A 21403-nucleotide genomic window follows, 5' to 3' on the forward strand; every position below is an offset into this window, starting at 1 on the left:
CGGTGCAAAGGTGGCAAACAGCGCTATTTCGGGAGTGATGTATGAGCCAGAGCACCGACCCCGCGTCCCCTGCCGGCCAGATCGCCGCGGGGTACGCCTTCACCGGACCCGCGCTCGATCTGGGGGCCCTGCTCTGGGACGGGAGCTGCCTGCCGGACCGCCAGATCCGCATTCCGCTGTCCATGCTCAACCGGCACGGGCTGGTCGCGGGCGCCACCGGCACGGGCAAGACCAAGACGTTGCAGCTCATCGCCGAGCAGCTGTCGGCCAACGGCGTTCCGGTCTTCCTCGCGGACATCAAGGGAGACGTCTCGGGGATCTCGGCGCCCGGTGATACCAACGCGAAGATCGAGGAACGGGCCAAGGACGTGGCCCAGGAATGGGAGGGCACCGGCTTTCCCAGCGAGTTCTACTCACTGGGCGGGATCGGCCCCGGAATCCCGCTCCGGTCCACCGTGACGAGCTTCGGGCCTGTCCTGATGTCCAAGGTGCTCCAGCTCAACCAGACGCAGGAACAGTCGCTGGGACTGATCTTCCACTACGCCGATACCAAGGGCCTGGAGCTGATCGACCTCAAGGACTTGCGGGCTGTCGTCGCCTTCCTCGTCTCGGACAAGGGAAAGCCCGAGCTCAAGGGCATCGGCGGACTGTCCACGGTGACCGCCGGAGTGATTCTGCGGGCGCTCACAGCCTTCGAGCAGCAGGGGGCCGCGGAATTCTTCGGCGAGCCCGAATTCGACACCAGCGAATTCCTCCGCACGGCCTCGGACGGACGCGGACTGGTCTCGGTACTGGAGCTCCCCGCGGTCCAGGACAAACCACAGCTCTTCTCCACCTTCCTGATGTGGCTGCTGGCGGACCTGTACACCGATCTTCCGGAAGTCGGCGATCTGGAGAAGCCCAAGCTGGTCTTCTTCTTCGACGAGGCGCACCTGCTCTTCAACGGGGCCTCGAAGGCCTTCCTCGAAGCCATCACCCAGACGGTCCGGCTGATCCGCTCCAAGGGCATCGGCGTCTTCTTCGTCACCCAGACCCCCAAGGACGTGCCGGCCGACGTGCTGGCGCAGCTCGGCAACCGGGTGCAGCACGCGCTGCGCGCCTTCACCCCGGACGACGCGAAGGCGCTGAAGGCGACGGTGAAGACCTTCCCGAACTCCCCCTACGACCTGGAGGAGCTGCTGACCCAGCTGGGCACGGGCGAGGCGGTGATCACGGTGCTCAGCGAGAACGGCGCCCCGACACCGGTGGCGGCGACCCGGCTGCGGGCCCCGCAGTCGCTGATGGGGCCGATCGACGCGGCCGCGCTGGACCAGGCGGTGAAGTCCTCGCTGCTCTACTCGCGGTACGCGGAGCCCATCGACCGGGAATCGGCGTACGAGAAGATCAGCGCCGAGCAGGCGGCTGCGGAGGCGGAAGCCGAGGCGGCGGCCGCCGCGGCGGAGGCGGAGAAGCAGGCGAAGGCGGCGGCGAAGGCGGCCCCGAAGCCGGATCCCTCGCTGGCCCAGCAGGTGGTGGGCAGCGGGCTCTTCCGCTCCCTCGCCAGGTCGATCGGTACGCAGCTGGGCCGCGAGATCTCCCGGTCCGTCTTCGGCACGGCAAAGCGGCGCCGCTGACACCGCGCCGCCGGCACCGCGCCGCTGACACCGCGCCGCCGGCACCGCGCCGCCGGCACCGCGCGGGGGATGCCGTAGGTGAGGCCCCGCGGGGCCTGCGAGACTCGGAGCATGCGGACCGAACTCACGGATACGACCTCCAGCAAGGTCAACCGGGCCCTGCTCGACGCGCGACGGGCCATCGGGAGTCCCACGATGGGGCTCGTGCTCAACCTCCTCGTCGCCACGGACGAGGAGAACGCCTACGACGCCGTCCGCGCGGCCTCCGAGGCCTCGCGGGAGCACCCCTGCCGGATCATCGCGGTGATCAAGCGCTCCGCGCGCGGCTCGCAACGGCTGCGGCAGAACCGGCTCGACGCCGAGCTGCGGGTCGGCTCCGACGCCGGATCCGGGGAGATCGTGCTGCTGCGGCTGCACGGAACGCTCACCGAGCACGCCGGCTCCGTGGTGCTCCCGCTGCTGGTGCCGGACGCGCCCGTGGTGGCTTGGTGGCCCGCGGCGGCCCCCGCCGCGCCTGCCCGGGACCCGCTGGGCGTCCTCGCGCAGCGCCGGATCACGGACGCCGAAGCGGCTGCCGACCCGGTCGCGGCGCTCGATGCCCGCGCCGGCGCCTACGAGCCCGGGGACACCGATCTGGCCTGGACCCGGCTCACCCCGTGGCGCTCGCTCCTGGCCGCCGCCCTGGACCAGAAGCCGCTTCCCGTGACCGGTGCGGCGGTGGAGAGCGAGCCGGGCAACGCCAGCTCCGAGCTGCTGGCCCGCTGGCTGGAGGACCGGCTCGGGGTGCCCGTGGAGCGGGTGGCCACCGAAGGCCCGGTCATCACCCGGGTCCGGCTGACGACCACCGGAGGGGAGATCCGCGTGGACCGCCCGGACGGGGTCCTGGCCACCCTGCTCCTGCCGGGCAGCCCCGACCGCAAGGTGGCGCTGAAGATCCGCAGCAGTGCCGAGCTGATCGCGGAGGAACTGCGACGGCTCGACGCCGACGAGATCTACGCCTCGGCGCTGCGCTTCAGGCGGCCGGCCCAGGCGTCGCTCTCCGCGTAGTGGTTGTCGTAGACCGGCTGGCTGTCGATGAGGTCCTGCACCGTGGCCTCGCCGGCCCGGACCCGGCCGAGCAGCCGGTAGTAGTCGAAGCGGCCCATGCCGGGGGTGAAGCCGACGAAGACCTCGGCGGTGCTGTCCGCGGCGGGGGCGAAGGCGTGCTTCACACCGGCCGGCACGGCGAGGAAGTCACCCTTGACCAGGGTGTGCACCTCGTCGCCGACGAGGAAGTCGAGCCGGCCCTCCGTGACGTGGAAGAACTCCGTCGCCTTGGTGTGGAAGTGCACCGGGGCGCCGGCCGCGCCGACCTCGAAGGTGGCCGTGTTACAAGTGAGTTCGGCGGTGTCCGTGAGCAGTGTGATCAGGCTGCCGGGATTGTCGGAGACGGTCTCGGCATCGGCGGCACGGGTCAGATTCTGAGGCATAGTCACGAGCTTAGGGGCACCGTCTGACAACTGGCCGGATATCCACCCGAACGGTCAATTCCGCTCGGTGGGACCGCCGGCGGCGCCCTTGGCGGCCTTCGCGGCGGCCTTCGCCTCCTGCTTGTGCGCCCGTACCTTGGCCAGCGACTCCGGCCCGGTGATGTCGGCCGCCGACCGGTAGACGTTCGCCGGCCCGTACCCGCCGGCCGCCTCGCGCCAGCCCCGCAGCCGCACCCCGAACCGCTTGCCGAGCAGTGCCAGGAAGATCTGCGCCTTCTGCTCCCCGAAGCCGGGCAGCGCCCGCAGCCGCTCCAGCAGCTCGGCGCCGGTGGCCGCGTCGGACCACACCGCCGCCGCGTCCCCTTCGTAGTGCTCCACGAGGTACGCGCACAGCTGCTGCACCCGTTTCGCCATCGACCCCGGGTAGCGGTGCACGGCCGGCTTCTCGGAGAGCAGCGCGGCGAAGGCCTCCGGGTCGTAGGCGGCGATCGTGTGCGCGTCCAGATCGTCGGAGCCGAGGCGCCGGGCGATCGTGTACGGCCCCGAGAACGCCCATTCCATGGGTACCTGCTGGTCCAGCAGCATCCCGACCAGTGCGGCGAGCGGACTGCGCCCGAGCAGCTCGTCGGCCTCTGGCTGCTGGGCGAGCCGGATGGTGACCCCGCCCGCGGCAGCGTCGTCGTCTTTGTCCATGTAACCCAGGATCCCGCGCGGCGGTGCTCCACGCGCGGTAGTCAGACCCCGCGCCTAGCGTGAAGAGCGAGACGGGTCACGTCGCACACGACACAGGAGTCGATCGATCATGACTGAGTTCACGGAAGGCGCGCCCTGCTGGGCGGACGCGATGTTCTCCGATCTGGAGGGCGCGAAGACCTTCTACGCCGACGTGCTGGGCTGGACCTTCGGCGAGTCCAGCAGCGAGTACGGCAACTACACGCAGGCCTACTCCGACGGCAAGGCCGTCGCGGCTGTCGTGCCGCCGATGCCGGGCGCGGAAGGCCATTCGCAGTGGTGTCTGTACCTCGCCTCGCCCGACGCGGCGGCCACGGCCGAGAAGATCAAGGCGGCGGGCGGTGAGCTCCTGATGGAGCCGATGCAGGTCGGCTCCTTCGGCACCATGGCGATCGCGAAGGAGCCGAGCGGCGCGGTCTTCGGCGTCTGGCAGCCGGGCGACCACAAGGGCTTCGAGAAGATGGGCGAGGCGGGTGCCTACTGCTGGGCGGAGTTCTTCTCGCGCGACGTGGCCAAGGCGGACGCGTTCCTCCCGCAGGTCTTCCCGTACGGGGCCCAGCAGATGGACGTCGGTGACTCCCCCGAGACGGCCGGGATGGACTTCAAGGTCTTCAGCCTCGACGGCCCGGAGAACCCGGTGCTGGGCCGGATGAGCATGGGCTCCGAATTCCCGGCGGAGATCCCCTCCTACGTCCAGGTCTACTTCGCCGTCCCGGACTGCGACGAGGCGGTCGCGAAGACCCAGGCACACGGCGGCAAGCTCCACTTCGGCCCGATGGACAGCCCCTTCGGCCGCTTCGCGGCGGTCGCGGACCCGCAGGGCGCGGCCTTCGCCGTGATCGACGTGTCGAAGACGGAGGGCGAGATGCCGAAGTTCGCCTGACGGGCTTTCGGCCGGGCGGGCGGGGTCACCGGGTCGGTGGCCCCGCTGTGCCGCGCCGGGGGCGAGCCTCGGCCTAGACCGCGAAGCCGAGGGCGAAGGCCGCCACGACCGGGGCGGCGTAGATCACCGGGAACGGGATGTGCTTGTACGAGCGGGCGCGGATCACGGTGACCACGGCGCCGGTGTAGTAGAGGACCAGGCCGATACCGGCGGCGATTGCGATGACCGGGACGAAGAGGCCGATCAGCAGGCCCAGCGCTCCCGCGGCCTTCGCCGCGCCGAGCGGGGTCCACCAGGCCTGCGGGACCTCGTACTCCTCCATGGCCTCCACGACCCAGGCGGCGCGGCTCAGGAGCGAGTAGCCCGAGAAGCCCGACATGGCGGCGGCGAGGACGGCGACGACGGTGGCGGCGATGTTCATGGGTGGCTCCTCGGGGGGCGGTGTGGTGTGGCTACACCGCACTGACCCGTGGCATCCCGCGCGTGTGACAGGAATCTGGGAAAAACCTTTCCGGGCGCATCGGCCGGCCGCCCGGGTGCTGATGTAGCGCGCCCCGCACCGGTCCGTGGGAACCACCAGCTGCGCACCCGCCCCATTGAGGTCCTCCCCGTCGAGGCGAGGCGCCAGCAGCACCGGGCTCCTGCCGAAGTCGGCGTCCAACTCGGCCCAGGACAGCATCGAATGGTGCCCGCCCCCGCAGTCGAAGGTGACCGCGGCCCGGTGCTGCGCCCAGTCCCGCAGGTCCGCGACGCTGAGCGTCGCCGGGTGGTCCAGGTCTCCGTGCAGGATGAGTTCGGCCATGGGCACTTCATGCCCGACTCGAGTTCTCCGGGGCCCCATCTGCAAGGTTCGGGGCTGGATGTGAGTCGCAGTTGTGTGTCTACTCGTCGGTTCTGCCTGGCAGATCTCGATTCGCCATGGCGTCGGGCCGCACCTGGCCGAACTGCTGTCGGGGGTCCCACCGCCCCGGGAGGCGCCGGAGGGCCTTGGTGAAGTATGCCAAACGGGGCAAAACGTCCGGTGGGGGTAGCGTCGTAGGAGCGACCAGAAAATGGCCGCGGCATGTGAAAGAAGGGTGCCGCCGATGTCCGTCCAGTCCGTCCCGCCAGCCCAGCCCGCCCAGCCCGTCCTCCCCTTCCTCGTCGGGTTCGACGGGTCGTCCCGGAGCCTCGCCGCCGCCCGGTGGGCCGCCCGTGAGGCCCGGGCGGCCGGGGTCCCCCTCCGGCTGCTCCACGTGGGCCAGGCCTGGCCGACCGTCCAGCCGATCTCCCCGGAGTTCCAGCCCGTGCTCGGCGCGAGCGAGCTCGCGGCCGTGGCCGTACTGTCGTCGCTCGCCGAGGAACTCCGCGGCGCCCACCAGGGGCTGACCGTGGAGACGGCCACCGCCGAGGGGGGACCCGGCAACGAGATCCCCCGGGCGGCCGCCCGGGCGAACGCCGGGCTGATCGTGCTCGGCGCGAGCGGCGACGAACGCCACGTGGTCCCGCTGCTCGGCTCCACCGCGCTGCACGTGGCGGGACGCTCCGAGGTGCCGGTCGTCCTGGTCCGGGAGCCCGCGGAGCGCGCGCCGCACGGACACGGGGTCGTCGTCGGGGTGGACCCGGAGGGCGACTACGCGGCGGTGCTCGACTTCGCGTACGCCTGGGCGGCGGAGCACGCGCTGCCCCTGCGCGCAGTGCACGTGGGCCCGGCGGGCCCCGAGCCGCTCGAAGCGGCCGTGGCCGAGGCGGGCGCGCGCTACCCGAACGTGCCGGCCGAGTGCGTGACCCGCCCCGGCGACGCCGCGCACGTCCTGGTCGAGGAGGCGGCCACGGCCGACCTCCTGGTCGTGGGCCGCCGCCACCACCGACCCCTGCACGGCATGGGCCCCACGGACCACGCGGTGGCCCATCACGCCCACAGCCCGGTGGCCCTGATCCCGCACGGGTGACCGCGGCCGGCCCCCCGCGGTCGCGGCCGCGGCTCCGCGGCCGCGCCGCACCCCCCGATCACCGCCGCAGCAGCACGATCACCGAGCCCCACACGGTCAGCAGTACGTTGCCCAAGGCGTACGGGACCGTCGTGCCCAGGGCCGGGATCTGGCTGCGGGCACGTTCCGTCAGGGCGCCGAGGGCGGCCGTCGTGGTCTGGGCACCGGCCAGGGCGCCGAGCAGGATCGGCAGCGGGAGGCGCTGCACGAAGTGCCCGTAGGCGAATCCCGCCAGCAGCGGCACGCACGTCACGGCCGCGCCCCAGAGCAGCAGGGGCCAGCCGGCTTCGCGCAGCCCCGGGACGAAGCTCGGGCCGGCGTTGAGGCCGACGACCGTGACGAACACGCACAGCCCGAGCGTGCCCATCAGCCACTGCGCGGCCGACGGCAGGTTCCCGTAGGTGGGGTACTTGCTCCGGATCCAGCCGAAGACCAGCCCCATCAGCAGCGCCCCGGTGGAGGTGGACAGCGACAGCGGCGCGCCGGCCGCGTGCAGTGCCGGGATGCCGAGACAGCCGCCGAGGAAGAGCCCGAGCGCGATCCACACCATGTCCGTCGCGAAGCTGGTCGGCACCGGCTTGCCCAGCCGCGTCGCGGCCTCCTCCACCCGGGTGCGCGGCCCGGTCAGGACCAGGGTGTCGCCCCGCTCCACGGTGCTGTCGAGCCGCACCCGCAGGTCGGCGCCGGCCCGCCAGTGCCCGTCGACGAAGACCCCCGGCATGAACTCCTCGTGGCGCAGGGTGCGGATCGTGCGCCCGCTGAGGTTCCGGGTGGTGATGACGACGTGCAGGGTCTCGGTGCGGTAGGCGAGGAGCTCGAAGTCGTCCGCTTCCATCCCGATGTGCGTCCGCGCGTCGTACGCGACGAGGTCGCCGCGGACCGCACTGACGGCCAGGATGTCCCCGATCTCGACGCGGGTGTCCGGGGTGTGCTCCAGGATCGCCCCGGCGCGGCGCAGCCGGGTGATGTAGACGCGCCGACCGGCGGCCTTCTGCTCCGCCTCGAACTCCCCGATCGTGCGACCGGCGAAGGCCGCCACGTCGACGGCGTACGCGCGCAGCACGTGCTTGTAGTAACCCTCCCCGGCGTCGGGGTCGTCCTCGGCGGCCTCCAGGTCGGCGGCGAGCACGGCGCTCTCCTCGGCGAGGTCCCGGCGCAGGAGGTGGGGCAGGATGCCGGCGAGGAGCAGCGCGGGCAGAACCGTACCGAGGGGGTACGTGACCGCGTAGGCGACGGCGATCAGATGGGACTGGTCCCGCGCCTCGGCCGCGCTCACGCCGGGCAGGTGGGAGATGGCGTCGGAGCCGACGCCGATGACGGCGGACTGGGTGAGGCCGCCGCCGAGCAGCCCGGCGGAGAGTCCCGGCCCGTAACCGGCGAGGGTGGCGAACGCCCAGGCGCCGGCCAGTCCGGTGACGCAGACGATGACGGCGAGGACGACCTGGGGGAGGCCGTCCTTGCGCAGGGCGCGGAAGAACTGCGGGCCCACGTCGTAGCCCAGGGCGAAGAGGAACATGAGGAAGAAGACGGACTTGATCGGACCGTCGATCTCGACCTTGGCCTGGGACCCGATGACCAGGCCGGCGACGAGGCATCCGGTGACGGCCCCGAGGGCGATCGACCTGTACCGCAGACGGCCGATCAGGAAGCCGACGGAGATGGTCAGGAAGATCAGCAACTCGGGATAGGGCCGGAAGATCTCCGCCCTGAGCCAGTCCATCCACGCCACCCGCACCCACCCGCTTCCCACCCGCCGGCGCCGCCACCACGGCAGCCCGGGCCGCCTCGGGAAACGGTATGCGCCGGTATGCCCGCCCGCACCCGGAAGTACGGGCCGGGCCCCCGCGTCAAGGCCCGCTGGCCTGCGCCGCCCGCCTGCTCGCCGGACCCGGGGGTCGGCTCGGGCACCTGCCTGCCAGTCCGCAAGATGCCACGCCGATCGCTTGGCTCGCGGGTGACACCCGGCGCAGAATCGCTGTCATCGCTTCGGATCATCAGGGGGAAACACCATGAAGCTCTTCGTTCGTGCTGCCGCGAGCATTTCGGCTATCGCTGCTGCTCTGGTCATCGGATTCGGGTTCGCCGGCGGGGAAACCGTCAATTCCGCGGACGCCGCTCCGGCCGTTGTCACCGAGACCGCGACCACGGCTTCGGTGAACGGCAACGGCAACGACAGCCTCAACTGGGACTGATACCGAAGCGAATGGAACGCGGTAAGCCCGGAATAGGTGCGGGACAGGAACAGACGGCAGGGATGGACGAAATGAATCTCTTGGTGTGCCGGTGGGACCGGGTGACGCTGCGGGCATTGCTGGACCGGGGCGCCAGGGTGACCCTGGTCTACGACGAGTGGGAGGCCGCGAACCGGGCCATCGACCCGGAGCTCATCGCCCGCGTCGACAGGCACTACGTGATCCGCAGCTTCGACGCCCTGGACGAGATGGCCCAGCTCGCGGTCGACATCCGGTCGGCCGGGGTGAAGATCGACCGGGTGTTGAGCCTCTCCGAGTTCAGCCAGTTCAGCGCCGCCTACCTGGCGACCCTGCTGGGCCTGCCGCAGCCGGCGGTCGAGAAGTCCGTCCTGATGCGGGACAAGCGCGCGATGAAGGACCGGGCCCGGCAGGCGGGCATCACCTGCGCCCGGTACGTGTCCCTCTCCACCGCGGACGTCGAGGGCTCGGTGCGCCGGGTCACCGACCAGCTCGGCTTCCCCGTGGTCGTCAAGCCCGCCGCGGGCCTCGGATCGGTCGCCACCTCCCTGGTCTCGGAGCCGGAAGAGCTCGCGGGGATCCTGCGTGCGGCCGGCAACGAGACCGTCGCCCAGTTCCTGATCGCCGAGGAGCCCATCGACGGCGACGAGTACCACGTGGACGCCATCTGGGAGAACGGCAAGGCGCAGATCCTCGGCGTCAGCCGCTACCTGCGACCGCGGATGACGGTGACCACGCCGGGCCGGGACAACGGCTCGATCCTGCTGCCGCGCGAACCGGAGCAGGAGCTGTACGCCGAGGTCGAGGAGCTGCACGAGCGGATCAACGCCGCTTTCGACATCACCGACGACATCACCCACCTGGAGATCTTCCGCCGGGCCGACGGCCGGCTGTGGTTCTCCGAGATCGCCACCCGGTTCGCCGGCGGGGCCATTCCGGAGAGCTTCGGACCGCTCGGCGCCGACCTGCGCGAACTGTGGGTCGAGGCGATCATGGGCGCCGGCGCCGAGCCGCTGTCCCTGCGCACGCCGCCGTACCCGTACATCGGCTGGATCAACCTTGCCCCGGCCGAGCCCGGACTGATCGTCAAGGAGCCCTCCGACGAGGAGATCGCCGCCTTCCCGTACGTCCTGGACACCATCCGCTCCCGCCCGGCCGGTTTCGAGATCGGCGAGTTGCACCCCTCGGTGTGGTGCCTGCTGCTGGTGCTGGGCGCGGACAGCGAGGAGCAGTTCCGCGAGCGGGCCGCCGAGCTGGAGGCCGCGCTGCTGCCCTCGTACGAGATGGGCCCGGTGACGGCGTGACCGCGTCGCTCACCGAGGCGCCGACGTCTGCGCAGGCATCTGCGCCTACGTCTGCGCAGGCGTCCGGGCCTACGTCCGGGCCTACGTCCGGGCCTACGTCCGGGCCTACGTCCGGGCCTACGTCCGCGCCGGAGTCCGCCAAGCTCGGGTTCGGGGCCCGGTTCACCCAGCACATGGTGCTCGCCCGGTGGACGCCCGGGACCGGCTGGTCACCGCTGGAGCTGGTGCCCCACGCCGCGCTGGAACTGTCGCCCGCCGCCATGGCGCTGCACTACGGCCAGGCCGTGTTCGAGGGGCTCAAGGCGTACCCGCGCCGGGACGGTTCGATCGCGCTCTTCCGCCCGGACGTCAACGCCGCTCGGTTCAACCGCAGCGCCGTGCGCCTGGCCATGCCGGACATGCCCGTCGAGGTCTTCACCGAGGCGTGCGAAATCGTGGTGCGCGCGGACGCCTCGGAGGTGCCGCGCGGCCCGGGGCAGAGCCTCTACCTGCGTCCCTTCATGATCGCCGTGGAGCCGAGCCTGGGGGTGCGGCCCGCGCAGGAGTATCTGTTCGCGGTCATCGCCTCACCGGTGGACCACTTCTTCGCCGACGGCTACCAGTCGATCGACGTGTGGTGTGCACCGGACCACATCCGGGCCGCGCCCGGCGGCACGGGCGCCGCCAAGTGCGCGGGCAACTACGCGGGCAGCCTCGCCGCCAAGGCGGAGGCGCTCTCCCGGGGATGCCACGAGGTGCTGTGGCTGGACTCCCGCGAGCACCGCTGGGTCGAGGAACTCGGCGCGATGAACTTCTTCTGCGTCACCCGCGACGAGTCCGGCACCCCGCTGCTGGCCACCCCGCGCCTGTCGGGGACCATCCTCGCGGGCAACACCCGGGGCAGCCTCATCGAGCTGGCGGCCTCGCTGGGCATCCGCACCGTCGAGCGTCCGGTGTCCCTCGCCGAACTGACCGCCGGGGACGGCCGGGTGACCGAGGCGTTCGCCTGCGGCACGGCGGCCTCCGTGGTGCCCATCGGGGCGGTGACCGGTGAGGCCGGAAGGAGCGTCATCGGCGACGGCCGGCCCGGTGAGATCACCACCCGGCTGCGCGACGAACTCGCCGCCGTCCATTACGGGGAGAAGGCCGACCTGTTCGGCTGGATGCACCCCGTGGCACCGTCCGTCCCCTAGCGGGTCGACCGACGGGATGAAAAGGGTTGTTGCCACCGGCTCCCGCCGGCGGCGACAACCCTTTTCGCATTTCCCCTTCGATGTTCCGGACAACCGGAATTCGGCCCGCCGGGCAGGAGGATGCCAGGCCGCCTCGCGCCAGCCGAAAACGATGAATTCGGCGCCGCGAACCCACAGGATGGATTCACGAAACCGGTCTGGTTTCCGGCGCGTTGCAGGCTGACCGAGCCCGCGCCCATTGCACAGGACTTAGGGGATCAAATGGCCACGCCCACGTACACCCACGGTGGTTGGCGTCCTTCGGCAGACCGCTTTCTGGAGATCGTCGACCAGCCGCTCTACCGCACCCTGGTGGACCTCCAGGACCTCGTGACCACCGAGACCGCCTTCTTCTGGAGCGAGCGCGGGGTCAAGTCCGTACACCTGCCCATCACCACCAACAGCATCTCCAGCCCGATGGGCCTGGGCAGCGACTCCCTGCCCGTCGAGATCGAACTCTTCGGCCAGCGCACCTTCCTCGCCGACTCCATGCAGTTCATGCTGGAGTACGGCTGCCGCCTCAGCCCGCAGGGCGCCTGGTACCTCATGCCGAGCTTCCGCGGCGAGGACTGCGACGAGACCCACCTCAACCAGTTCTTCCACAGCGAGGCGGAGCTGCCCGGCGGCCTCGACGAGTGCATCGAGGCCGTCAACGCCTACATGCGCCGCCTGGCCCAGGCCGTCCTGGACCGCTACGCCGACGACGTGCGTGCCATCGCCGGCTCCACCGAGCACCTGGAGCGTATGGCGGGCCTGGAGTCCTTCCCGCGCATCACGTTCGACGAGGCCGTGGCGCACCTCGGTGACGACGCGGAGGCCGTCGAGGAGCAGGGCGGCTGGCGCACCCTGTCCCGCCACGGCGAGCGCCGCCTGATGAACGAGATCAGCCCGATCCTGTGGGTCACCCACTACGACCACCTGTCGGTGCCCTTCTACCAGGCGTACGGCGACGAGGAGGGCCGCACCGCCCTCAACGGCGACCTGCTCTTCGGCATCGGCGAAACGGTCGGCTGCGGCGAGCGTCACGTCGACGGCGAGCAGGCCCGCAAGGCCCTCGCGCACCACCAGGTGCCGGAGGCGGACTACGACTGGTACGTCCGCATGAAGGACGCCCGTCCGCAGCACACCTCCGGTTTCGGCCTCGGCATCGAGCGCTGGCTGATGTGGGTGCTCCAGCAGAACGACATCCGCGAGCTGCAGCTGGCTCCCCGTCTGAACGGCGTCACCGTCACCCCGTGACAGCTGCTCGTCGCCGAACCGGCGCCCCCCGGGGCGCCGGCCGGCGAGCCACCCCGAGCCCGCCCGAGCCGCCCCCATCCCCCCGCACTGGACGTACTGGACCCACCATGCCCTTGACCACCAACGCCCCGGCGCCCGCCACCGAGCTGGTCCGGCGCGCGTACGGGCCCGCCGGGCACTACGTCCTCGGCGGCCCGGCCCTGGAGCGGCTGCGCCACTCCGAACAGCTCGTCGAGCGGCTGCTGGCCACCGCCTCCGTTCGCCGGACGCACCTGCCCGTCCTCGTACCGCCGGTCCTGGTCCGGCCGGTACGCGAGCTGCTCCGCCCCACCCTGCGACGGACCGCGCTGACCACGCACAACTCCGAGCAGCCCACCGGCTGGTACCCCACCGCCGGGCTGTGCCTGCGCGGGCTGCCGCTCGTCTCCAAGCAGCGGTTCAGCTGGCGTGAACTGCCGGTCGGCTTCTGGTCGGGCGGTCCGGCCGTGGCCCCGGTGGCCGGGGGCGACGCCGAGGACCTGGTGTGCGCGGACGGGCTGCTCGCGCGGCCCGAAGGGCAGGACGGCGGCCTGGCACCACTCGTGGACCGGATCCTCCACGAGCTCGGCGTCCCCGCCCGGCCGACACCGGAACCCTGGGCGCTTGCCGGGGAGTCGCTGGTGTGGCGGCACGAGGGCCGGGTGACCGCCTCGGTGACCGCCCTGCCCGCGGAGGCCGCCAAGCAGTACGGCGCCTGCTACATGGACGCCGACAACCGGCTGCGCCCGCTGGACATCACCTTCTTCCACATCAGCCAGTTCGCGCTGCTGCGCGGGACGGAGGCCGCCGCGTGACCCCGCAGGCACAAGCCCCGGTGGCGGCCACCACCGGATGGGCCGGGGACGCCGCGGCGCTCCAGCGCTCCCACATCATCCACGCCAAGTACCCCGTGGCCGGGGCCAGCGGCTGGCTGCCGCACGGCTACGCCCTCTGCTCCCGGGTCGTGGACGCCTTCCGCGGGCTGTTCGCCGAGGGGGGCTACGAGGAACTCGGACTGCCCTCGGCCGTACCGCTGTCCGCCCTGGAACGGCAGGCCGGTTCGATCAAGAGCTTCCTGGACCGGGTGTACCTGCTGCGGGACGCCGAGGGGCAGGGCGCTCCGGGCGGTGGCGAGCCGCTGGTGCTGGCCTCCACCATCGAGGCGCAGATCTCCCTGGTGATGGCCGACTGGCTGGCCGAGGGGCGCACCCCGCCGTTCCGGGTCACCACCGTACGCACGGTGGGCCGCCACGAAGGCCACGGAATGCGGCCGTTGTGGATGGAGCGGTTCGTGTGGCCGTTCTTCGAGGCGCAGGCCGCTTTCACCGGCGACTCGGCCGCCGACACCGCCTTCCTGCTGCACGGACCCGGCCGGGTGGCGGCGGGGATGGGCCTGGCGACCTTCGCAGTCGAACGGGTCAAGGAGCCGGGGGCCGGGGGCGCCTACGCCGACCGGCGCCACGAGCTGGTCACCCTGCTGCCGGAGGGCACCTCGACCACGCTGACCTCCGTCTACGAACTCGGCACCCGCTTCAGCGAGACGTTCGGGGTGCACAGCGCGGGCGAACCGCTGTCCATGCTCAACTTCGGCTTCTCGGCCCGGCTGGTCCTCGCCCTGCTGGTGCACTCGCACGCAGACCCCGAGCGCCCGGTGTACCACCCGTCCGTGGCTCCGGTGCAGGTGGCGGTCGTCCCCTCCGTACTGGAAGGCATCGAGGAGGCCGCCGCGCTGGCCGCAGCCCTGGGGGAGCGGGGCGTACGGGCCGAGGTGTACGACGACCACCGCGGCCGGCGGGCCCGGATCGCCAAGGCCCGGTCCCACGGCGCCCCCCTCTTCCTGACCGTGGAGGGGCCGGAGCGGGGTGGGCAGCTGCTGCTGGGCGCCGACGCGGACGCCGGCGATCCGGTGGACCCGGAAGGCGGACCAGACGCGCTCGCGGAGCAGGTGACCGCGCGCCTGGAGGCGCTGGGCACCGAACTGCGCCGGGTGCGGGCCGCCGAACACAGCTCCCGCGTCCTGGACCTGGACGCCTTCCCCGGACCGGACACCGTGCCCGCGGCCGCCCGCGTCCCGCTGTGCCGCGCCGAGGCGTGCGCCGGCGCCGCGCTGGGCAACCTGGCCGGCCTCAATGTCATCGGCCGGCTCGCCGGGGAGAACGGGGTCCCGTCCGACGAGGCCGCCGCACCGCACCGGCCGTGCGCCGGCTGCGGTCGGCCGACCGGCTCGTCGGTGCTGCTCGGCCGCAAGTTCCGGGGCGAGAAGTAGGCCGAGCGGGCCGCGCAAGGGCCGTGAAAGGCCGGAGAAGGACACGAAATGGAGGAGAGAAGAGCGATGAACCGGTTTCCCGACGCCGTACTGCGGACCGAGCGCATGGTGCTGCGGCCGTTCGCCGAGCGGGACGTGCCCGGGGTCCGGGCCGCCTGCGACGACGCCACCACCCAGCGCTGGCTGCCGCTGCCCAGCCCGTACACCGAGGAGCACGCCCGCTGGTGGTGCACTCAGGGTTCCCCCGAGTCGCTGAGCAGCGGCGACGGCATCCAGTTCGCCGCCGAGGACGCGGCCACCGGTGAACTCGTCGGCTGCTTCGGCCTGAAGCGGACCGACTGGCGCGAGCTGACCACCGAGATCGGCTACTGGACCGTCCCGGCCGCCCGCGGCCGCGGCTTCGCCCCCGAGGCCGTACGCGCCCTCACCGACTGGGTGTTCGCCGCCACCCCGGTCCGCCGCGTCATGCTGCTGGCCGCGACCGGCAACACCGGCTCGCAGCGGGTGGCGGACAAGGCCGGGTTCAGCCGGGAGGGCGTGCTCCGCGAGGCGGGGACCACCCACGCCGGGCGGGTGGACCTCGTCGCCTACGGGCTGATCCCCGCCGATCTGCCCGGCGTACGGGCCGGGGCCCAGGAGGCCGCCGCCGGCGCGAAGCCGGTCCCGCTGGGCCCGGTCCGCACCGAGGTGCGCGACCACCTCACCTCCGCCACCGTCCTGATCAGCGCCCACGAGCACACCGGCGCCGAGCTCATCTTCCACGACGAGACCTCGCAGCACACCTACCGCCAGTCGGTGGAGGAGCTGATGGAGCTGCTCGGCACGCTCGGCCGTAGCCATCTGCCCGAGCCGCCCGCCACCGTGGGGGCGCTGGTGCTCCCGATGCCGTACTACCGCCGGTTCAAGCCCGAGGGCACGGCCGTCGACCCCGAGACGTGCAGCCGGATCATCCGCCACCGCAACCTCGAACTCATCGACGAGTGTGCCCGGTTCCGCAAGGACCACCCGGTGTCCGCCGGGCTGCCGGTGCCCGCGCTGATGGCCGACCCGTTCCGCGACGCCGAGGAGTTCGCCGCCGACTACGAGGGCCGCCTGGACGAGGTGTTCGCCCTCAAGTGGCACCCGCCGGCCGCCGAATCACCCATCGCCGCGTACGTGGCACGCGGCTATCTCGACCTCGGAGCCCGCTGGAACGTCCCCACCGTGCTGCACTGCTCGCCCGAGGGCCGGCTCGGAGACCTCGCCGAGATCGGCTCCGACGCCGTTCCCGCCGCCGTCGCCGCGGGGGCGAGGATCAGCATCGCGCACCTGGGCTTCAACAACCCCGGTCTCACCGAAATCCTGGCCGAGCCAGGGGTGTTCGCCGACCTCGGCCCCTGGGAGGCCGTGTGCGAGCGGACCGTGGGCGACCCCGGCCCGGCGGACTCCGACGCCCGGCTCGCCACGTTGATCTCCGAGTGCGGACCGCGGCTGATGTTCTCCCTGGACACCCCCTGGCACCTCCAGCCCTGGGACGACGGCCGGATCCTCGGCGCGGAGACCTCCGAGGCGGTCCGCCGCATCCTGGACTCGGCGCGGCTCGGCAGCGCCGACGGCTCCGCCCTGTTGTCGGGCAACGCACTGCGCTTCCTGTTCGGCGAGGAGACGGCGTGAGCCCCGCCCTGCCCGTCACCACGCCACCGCCCCGGCTCCGGCCGGGCGCGGTCGTCGGAGTCGTCGCGACCAGCGCCTGGGCCGCCGGCCGGTTCCCGGCCCGGACCCGGCGGGCGCTGGCCGCACTGGAGCACGCCCTGGGCTGCCCGGTCCGGCTCGCCCCGGAGGGCCGGTACGCGGGCTCGATCGCCGGTACCGGCCGCGAGCGGGCCCGCGCCCTGCTCGACCTGTACGCCGACCCCGAGGTCGGCGCGGTGTTCACCACCATCGGCGGCAACAACTCCAACGACCTGCTGGAGCACCTGGACGAACTCGCCACGCTGCCACCGAAGATCCTCGTCGGCTACAGCGACAACACCGCGCTGCTGCTGGGCTGCCAGGCCATCACCGGCACCACCGTCTTCTACGGTCCGGCCCTGCTGCCGCAGTTCGGCGAATGGCCCGATCCGTTCCGGGAGACCGTGGACCATCTGCGGCACACCCTGATGGGCCCGGGCGACGACGCCTGGCCGCTGCCCTCGTGGTGGACACAGCCCTACGGGGACTGGGCCGCCGCCGACGAGGAGGCCCGCCCCCGGCACCCGGGCAGCCCGTACGTGCTGCGCCCCGGCCGGGCCGAGGGCGTGCTCTTCGGCGGGAACCTGCCCACCTTGAACTTCCTGGCCGGCACCCGCTGGCTGGCGCCCCCCGACGGCCCCACCGTGCTGTGCCTGGAGGGCACGGAGGACGGGCTGGCCGTCCCGGCATTCCAGCGCAGCCTGACCCACCTGACCCACCTGCGCCACCTCGGGATCACCGAGCGGGCGAGCGCGGTGCTGATCGGGCGGACACCCGGTGGCCCGCACGGCGCGGAGCGCAGGGACGCCCTGCACCGGATCCTGCTGGACGCCTTCCCCGATGACGTCCCGATCGTCCTCGACCTGCCCTTCGGGCACACCGATCCGATGCTCACCCTCCCGCTCGGGGCCGCGGTGAGCGTCGACGCGACAGGCGAGCGGCCCCTCGTGCGCCCACTGGCCCCGACCGTCGCCGCCCCGGCCCGAAAGGAACCACCGTGTCCCTCCTGAAGGATCTCGCCGCACTGCCCCGCCCGGCGCGTGCGCTGCTGGCGCTCGGCGCGGTCAACAACATCGGGTCCGGCCTGGTCCTGCCCTTCCTCGTCGTCTACGTGCACCAGGTCAACGGCCTCGGCCTGCGGACCGCCATGCACGTGGTCTCGGTGACCTCGCTCGCCGTGATCGTCGGCGGGCTCTACGCGGGACGGCTCGCCGACCGCATCGGGCCGCGCCGGGCAGCCGCCGCACACATGGCACTGAGCGCACTGGGCGTGGCCGGCTACGCCGTCGCGTCCGACGCCTGGCACTTCCTGCTGGCGGCGGCGGTGTGGGGCATCGGGCTGGGCGGTTCCTCGGCGTGGAACGCGCTGCTCGCCGCCTCCGTTCCGCACGAGTCCCACCCGGTGGTCTTCGGCTCCAGCTTCACCCTGGCCAATGCCGCCATGGGCATCGGCGGGCTACTCGGCGGCGTGGTGGCCAGCACCGCCCATCCCCTGTCGTTCCGTCTGCTGTACGGCGCCGACGCGCTCAGCTACCTCGGGGTGGCGGTGCTCATGCTGGTGCTGCGCGGGCTGGACCCCACACCCGAGCCGCAGTCCACGGCGCCGGCCTCGGGGGCCCGTCCGGCCGGCTACCGGCAGGTCTTCGCCAACGGCCCGTTCCTCCTGGTGATGGGGCTCGGCGCGGTCCTCTACTTCGCCTCGTACGGGCAGCTGGAGGCGGGTTACCCCGCCTTCCTGGTGACCCACACCGGAGTCGGCACCTCCGCCATCGCGGTGCTGTTCGCCGTCAACACCGCCGCGGTCATCGCCGCCCAGGTGCTCCTGTACGACCTGGTCAAGCGCTGGCGGCACACCCGTACGGTCGCCCTGGCCGGGCTGCTGTGGGCGGCGAACTGGGCCCTTGTGCTGGGCGCGGCGGACCTGCGGAGCCGCGCGGCCCAGCTCACCCTGCTGATCACCGCGATGGTGCTGTTCGCCACCGCCGAGACGCTGTACGCCACCGGCATGCCCTCCCTGGTGAACTCGCTGGCCAGCCCCGAGCTCCGCGGACGGTTCAACGCCGCCTACGGCATGTCCACTTCGGTGGGTTTCGTGACCGGCCCGCTCGTCGCCGGGGCGCTGGTCGTCTCCGGGTCCGCGATCCCCTACGCGGCCGGGATGGCCGCGCTGTGCGTCGTCGCACCACTGGTGTTGGTGGCGGTCCGTGGACGGCTGCTCCAGCCGGACGCCGCGGCCCCGGCCGAGCCCGCGTCCGAGCCCGCCCTGATCTGACCGCCCCACCCGCCCACCGACGCCGAGGAGAGGACTGCCCCATGACCACAGGATCCGTCCGAGTGACCGCCGACCGACCGGCCGACGCACCGCCGGCCCGCGCACAGGAGACCCGTACCCAGCAGGCCGAAGCCCGGCCGGCCGCCGCAGCGCCGTGGTGCGCCGGCTCCGGCCCCGCCGACGCCGTCACCCTGGGGTACCTGGAGACCGGCGGCGCCGCGGTGGACCCGGGACAGCTGGGCGAGGTGCTCGGCCGTGCCCTCGGCGGCGGCCCCGTACCCGTGGCCGTCCACGAGACTCCCGGAGAGGGCTGGGACGCGGTGGACCACGCGGTGCGGGCCGCCGAGCACGCCTCGCCGCTCCCGTTCGGCCCGGCCGGCGGCGCTCCGGTCCGCGCCGAGCTGCACCGCTGGACGGGCGGCTGCCTGCTGCTGGTCCATGTGCACCCGTCGGCGATCGACCCCTCGGCCCTGTGGCTGCTGGAGGCGGCCGTCGAGCGGTGCTGGGAGGACCCCTCCGCGGGGCCGGAGCCCTCCGCCCTCACGCACACCGCGCCGTCCGCCGGCACCGGCCCGTCCAGGCCGGCCGGGCTGCCGCCGTACCGCCACATCGTCCTCGAACGCCCCGTACTGGACGGCCTGCTGGCGCGGGCCGCGGACCCCGAGGCCACCCCGGGCTCCGTACTCTTCGCCGTCTACGCCCTGGCCCTGGCCGGGCACACGGGGCGGCGGGACCTCGGGGTCGGCCTCGCCGTGCCCGGGCCCGGACTGGTGACCGTGGGCGTCCACCTTGCGGAGGGGGATCCGGAGGCCGCCTTCCAGGAGACCCTGGCGGCCGCCGCCAGGGCCGTGCGCCGCCACGGCGAGGGCCGCGACTCCGGCCAGGAACCCGGTCACGAGGAGGACCTCCCCGGCGGGGCGACGGGCGCGGTGTTCACCCTGTGGCCGCTGTGCGCCTCCCGGACCCTGCGGCTCGGCGGCGCCGAACTGGCCCCCGTCCGGCTCCGCCCCCGGATCACCCCCGGCGAGGTCCTCGCCGAGGTCATCGACCCGTCCCGGCCCGACGGACGGCTCCACCTGCGGCTGACGTCCGACCCGGCCGTGTTCGGCGAGGAGGCCCTGCACGAGCTGGCCGCCGCAGTCGAGGACACGGCGCGGCGGCTCGCGGCCGGCCCGTATCCGCAGCGGCGACCGGAAGCACTCGACACGCCGGACACACCGGAAGCACTCGACACGCCGGACACACAGGAAACGCGGTAACGCCCATGCCCACCGAGACCGCCGCTGCCTTCTCGCCCGAGGAGATCCTCGCGCCCGAGGTAGCCCTCGACCCGGCCGCCTTCTTCGCCCGACTGCGCACCCACGATCCGGTCCACTGGAACGAGCCCACCCGCAGCTGGTACGTCACCCGGCACGCCGACGTCGAAGCGCTCCTGATGGAGCCCGCCCTGGGCGCCCGGGACAAGAGCGCCATGCTCGCCGCGATGACCGAGGACATGCGGGCTGCCTTCGCCCCCGTCGAGCAATTCCTCGGCAAGTGGCTGGTGTTCGCCGACCCGCCCTACCAGCTCAAGGCGCGCAAGGCCCTCCAGCGGGCCTTCACCCCGCGCAGCCTGGCCCCCTTCGCGCAGACCGTGACCCGGTGCGCCGAGGAGGCGGTGCGAGCCCTGCCCGCCGGCGAGGGAGACCTGTTCCAGCAGGTGGCCCGCCCCTACGCGCTCACCGCGATCTGCGCCTTCCTCGGCATCGACGACGCCGAGCGGGCCGACGTACTGCGCTGGTCCGACGCCCTGATCGGGTACCTGAGCATGCCGGTCCTGGAGAAGGACACCGCGCTGGCCGCCGGGCGGGCGGTACGGGAGCTGACCGGCTACGTCACCGGCACCGTGCTGCCCCGTGGAGCCGGCCCCATGGCCGCCCTGCTGGCCGGACTGTACGCCGACGGCAGCGGGGAACTCGACGCCGAGGAGGTCACCGCGCTCTTCGCCCAGCTGCTCACCGGGGGAGCCGAACCGGTGGCCACCGCCGCCGCCGTCGGTATGGCCTGCCTGCTCGCCGACCCCGCGCAGCACCGGGCCCTGCGCACCGGCGAGATCCCGTACGGCGCGGCCGTGGAGGAAGCCGTCCGCTTCGCCTCGCCGTTCAACTTCGCCCCGCGTACCGCCCGGGAGGACTTCTCTTTCGCCGGACACCACATCGCCAAGGGCGACCGGGTCGTCCTGGTACTGGCGGCCGCCGACCGCGATCCGGAGGTCTTCCCCGACCCCGACCGGTTCGACATCCGCCGCACCGGAGGCCGTCACGTCGCCTTCGGACGCGGCGGCCACTTCTGCCTCGGTGCCGCACTCGCCCGGATGGAGATCGAGGCCCTGTTCCGGGCCATCGACGACCGCCACCCGGGCCTGCGGGGCGGCAGCCCGGCCATGGTGCGGGAGCCGGCCTTCGGAGTGACATCCGTCTCCGCGATCCCGTGCCTGGTCTGACCGCCCGACCCGCCCCACCCACCC

The 21403-nt window shown here is 72.8% G+C and carries 19 protein-coding genes and 1 pseudogene; 15 read left to right on the forward strand and 5 right to left on the reverse strand.

What is annotated here, in order from left to right; genetic code table 11:
• The first annotated feature begins 41 nt into the window (after positions 1 to 41).
• Positions 42 to 1613 carry a helicase HerA-like domain-containing protein gene (locus OTB20_RS01275; protein ID WP_267814581.1) on the forward strand — a complete coding sequence of 524 codons (1572 nt, stop codon included), beginning with the start codon at positions 42 to 44 and terminating at the stop codon, positions 1611 to 1613.
• Between the two features lie 111 nt (positions 1614 to 1724).
• Complete coding sequence (opcA, locus tag OTB20_RS01280; RefSeq protein WP_267814584.1) at positions 1725 to 2660, forward strand: glucose-6-phosphate dehydrogenase assembly protein OpcA; 936 nt, start codon at positions 1725 to 1727, stop codon at positions 2658 to 2660.
• On the opposite strand, the gene OTB20_RS01285 is transcribed toward opcA, so the two are convergent.
• On the reverse strand, positions 2606 to 3082 hold the full coding sequence (locus OTB20_RS01285) for a cupin domain-containing protein (protein ID WP_267814585.1): 477 nt from the start codon (positions 3080 to 3082) through the stop codon (positions 2606 to 2608). The two genes, opcA and OTB20_RS01285, sit on opposite strands and share 55 nt — an antisense overlap.
• A 54-nt stretch (positions 3083 to 3136) precedes the next feature.
• The gene (locus tag OTB20_RS01290; protein ID WP_267814587.1) at positions 3137 to 3775 is read right to left on the reverse strand and encodes an HhH-GPD-type base excision DNA repair protein; all 639 of its coding nucleotides are present in this window, start codon (positions 3773 to 3775) and stop codon (positions 3137 to 3139) included.
• 109 nt (positions 3776 to 3884) lie between these two features.
• Here OTB20_RS01290 and OTB20_RS01295 point away from each other — a divergent pair, with 109 nt between their 5' ends.
• Positions 3885 to 4697: a VOC family protein gene (locus tag OTB20_RS01295; RefSeq protein ID WP_267814589.1), complete on the forward strand. Its 813-nt coding sequence runs from the start codon at positions 3885 to 3887 to the stop codon at positions 4695 to 4697.
• A gap of 73 nt (positions 4698 to 4770) precedes the next feature.
• Here OTB20_RS01295 and OTB20_RS01300 read toward each other — a convergent pair whose 3' ends face one another.
• Entirely contained in the window at positions 4771 to 5118 is a 348-nt protein-coding gene (locus OTB20_RS01300; protein ID WP_267814700.1) for a DoxX family protein, read from the reverse strand.
• Positions 5119 to 5235: 117 nt separating this feature from the next.
• Positions 5236 to 5538, reverse strand: a pseudogene (locus tag OTB20_RS01305) (molybdopterin-dependent oxidoreductase); the annotation flags it as partial.
• Between the two features lie 244 nt (positions 5539 to 5782).
• On the opposite strand from OTB20_RS01305, the gene OTB20_RS01310 reads away from it, so the two are divergent.
• Positions 5783 to 6628, forward strand: a complete 846-nt coding sequence (locus OTB20_RS01310) for a universal stress protein (protein ID WP_267814591.1) — start codon at positions 5783 to 5785, stop codon at positions 6626 to 6628.
• Positions 6629 to 6686: 58 nt separating this feature from the next.
• Here the strand turns inward: OTB20_RS01310 and OTB20_RS01315 are convergent, their stop codons facing one another.
• Positions 6687 to 8387, reverse strand: a complete 1701-nt coding sequence (locus tag OTB20_RS01315) for an aspartate:alanine exchanger family transporter (RefSeq protein WP_267814592.1) — start codon at positions 8385 to 8387, stop codon at positions 6687 to 6689.
• A 289-nt stretch (positions 8388 to 8676) separates the two neighbouring features.
• Between OTB20_RS01315 and OTB20_RS01320 the strand changes: the two genes are divergently transcribed.
• From OTB20_RS01320 to OTB20_RS01370, 11 genes are all read left to right on the forward strand, one after another.
• Entirely contained in the window at positions 8677 to 8859 is a 183-nt protein-coding gene (locus OTB20_RS01320) for a hypothetical protein (protein WP_267814594.1), read from the forward strand.
• A gap of 71 nt (positions 8860 to 8930) precedes the next feature.
• Positions 8931 to 10181, forward strand: coding sequence for an ATP-grasp domain-containing protein (locus OTB20_RS01325; protein WP_267814595.1), 1251 nt, complete (start codon positions 8931 to 8933; stop codon positions 10179 to 10181).
• Positions 10178 to 11353 (forward strand): branched-chain amino acid aminotransferase, encoded by a 1176-nt coding sequence (locus OTB20_RS01330; protein WP_267814596.1) that lies wholly within the window; start codon positions 10178 to 10180, stop codon positions 11351 to 11353. The genes OTB20_RS01325 and OTB20_RS01330 overlap by 4 nt, the downstream gene beginning before the upstream one ends.
• 261 nt (positions 11354 to 11614) lie before the next feature.
• Positions 11615 to 12631, forward strand: coding sequence for an amino acid--tRNA ligase-related protein (locus tag OTB20_RS01335; RefSeq protein WP_267814597.1), 1017 nt, complete (start codon positions 11615 to 11617; stop codon positions 12629 to 12631).
• 107 nt (positions 12632 to 12738) lie between these two features.
• Positions 12739 to 13464: a hypothetical protein gene (locus OTB20_RS01340; protein ID WP_267814598.1), complete on the forward strand. Its 726-nt coding sequence runs from the start codon at positions 12739 to 12741 to the stop codon at positions 13462 to 13464.
• Complete coding sequence (locus OTB20_RS01345) at positions 13461 to 14915, forward strand: hypothetical protein (RefSeq protein ID WP_267814599.1); 1455 nt, start codon at positions 13461 to 13463, stop codon at positions 14913 to 14915. Before OTB20_RS01340 ends, OTB20_RS01345 begins: the two co-directional genes overlap by 4 nt.
• Before the next feature lie 66 nt (positions 14916 to 14981).
• Positions 14982 to 16568 carry a GNAT family N-acetyltransferase gene (locus tag OTB20_RS01350; RefSeq protein ID WP_267814600.1) on the forward strand — a complete coding sequence of 529 codons (1587 nt, stop codon included), beginning with the start codon at positions 14982 to 14984 and terminating at the stop codon, positions 16566 to 16568.
• Positions 16565 to 17635 (forward strand): S66 family peptidase, encoded by a 1071-nt coding sequence (locus tag OTB20_RS01355; RefSeq protein ID WP_267814601.1) that lies wholly within the window; start codon positions 16565 to 16567, stop codon positions 17633 to 17635. Before OTB20_RS01350 ends, OTB20_RS01355 begins: the two co-directional genes overlap by 4 nt.
• Complete coding sequence (locus tag OTB20_RS01360) at positions 17623 to 18897, forward strand: MFS transporter (protein WP_267814602.1); 1275 nt, start codon at positions 17623 to 17625, stop codon at positions 18895 to 18897. The genes OTB20_RS01355 and OTB20_RS01360 overlap by 13 nt, the downstream gene beginning before the upstream one ends.
• 41 nt (positions 18898 to 18938) lie before the next feature.
• Positions 18939 to 20156: a hypothetical protein gene (locus tag OTB20_RS01365; protein ID WP_267814604.1), complete on the forward strand. Its 1218-nt coding sequence runs from the start codon at positions 18939 to 18941 to the stop codon at positions 20154 to 20156.
• A gap of 5 nt (positions 20157 to 20161) precedes the next feature.
• Complete coding sequence (locus OTB20_RS01370; protein WP_267814606.1) at positions 20162 to 21379, forward strand: cytochrome P450; 1218 nt, start codon at positions 20162 to 20164, stop codon at positions 21377 to 21379.
• Positions 21380 to 21403 lie beyond the last annotated feature (24 nt).

The organism is Streptomyces sp. H27-H1, from assembly GCF_026627445.1.
In the GTDB taxonomy this organism is placed as follows: domain Bacteria; phylum Actinomycetota; class Actinomycetes; order Streptomycetales; family Streptomycetaceae; genus Streptomyces.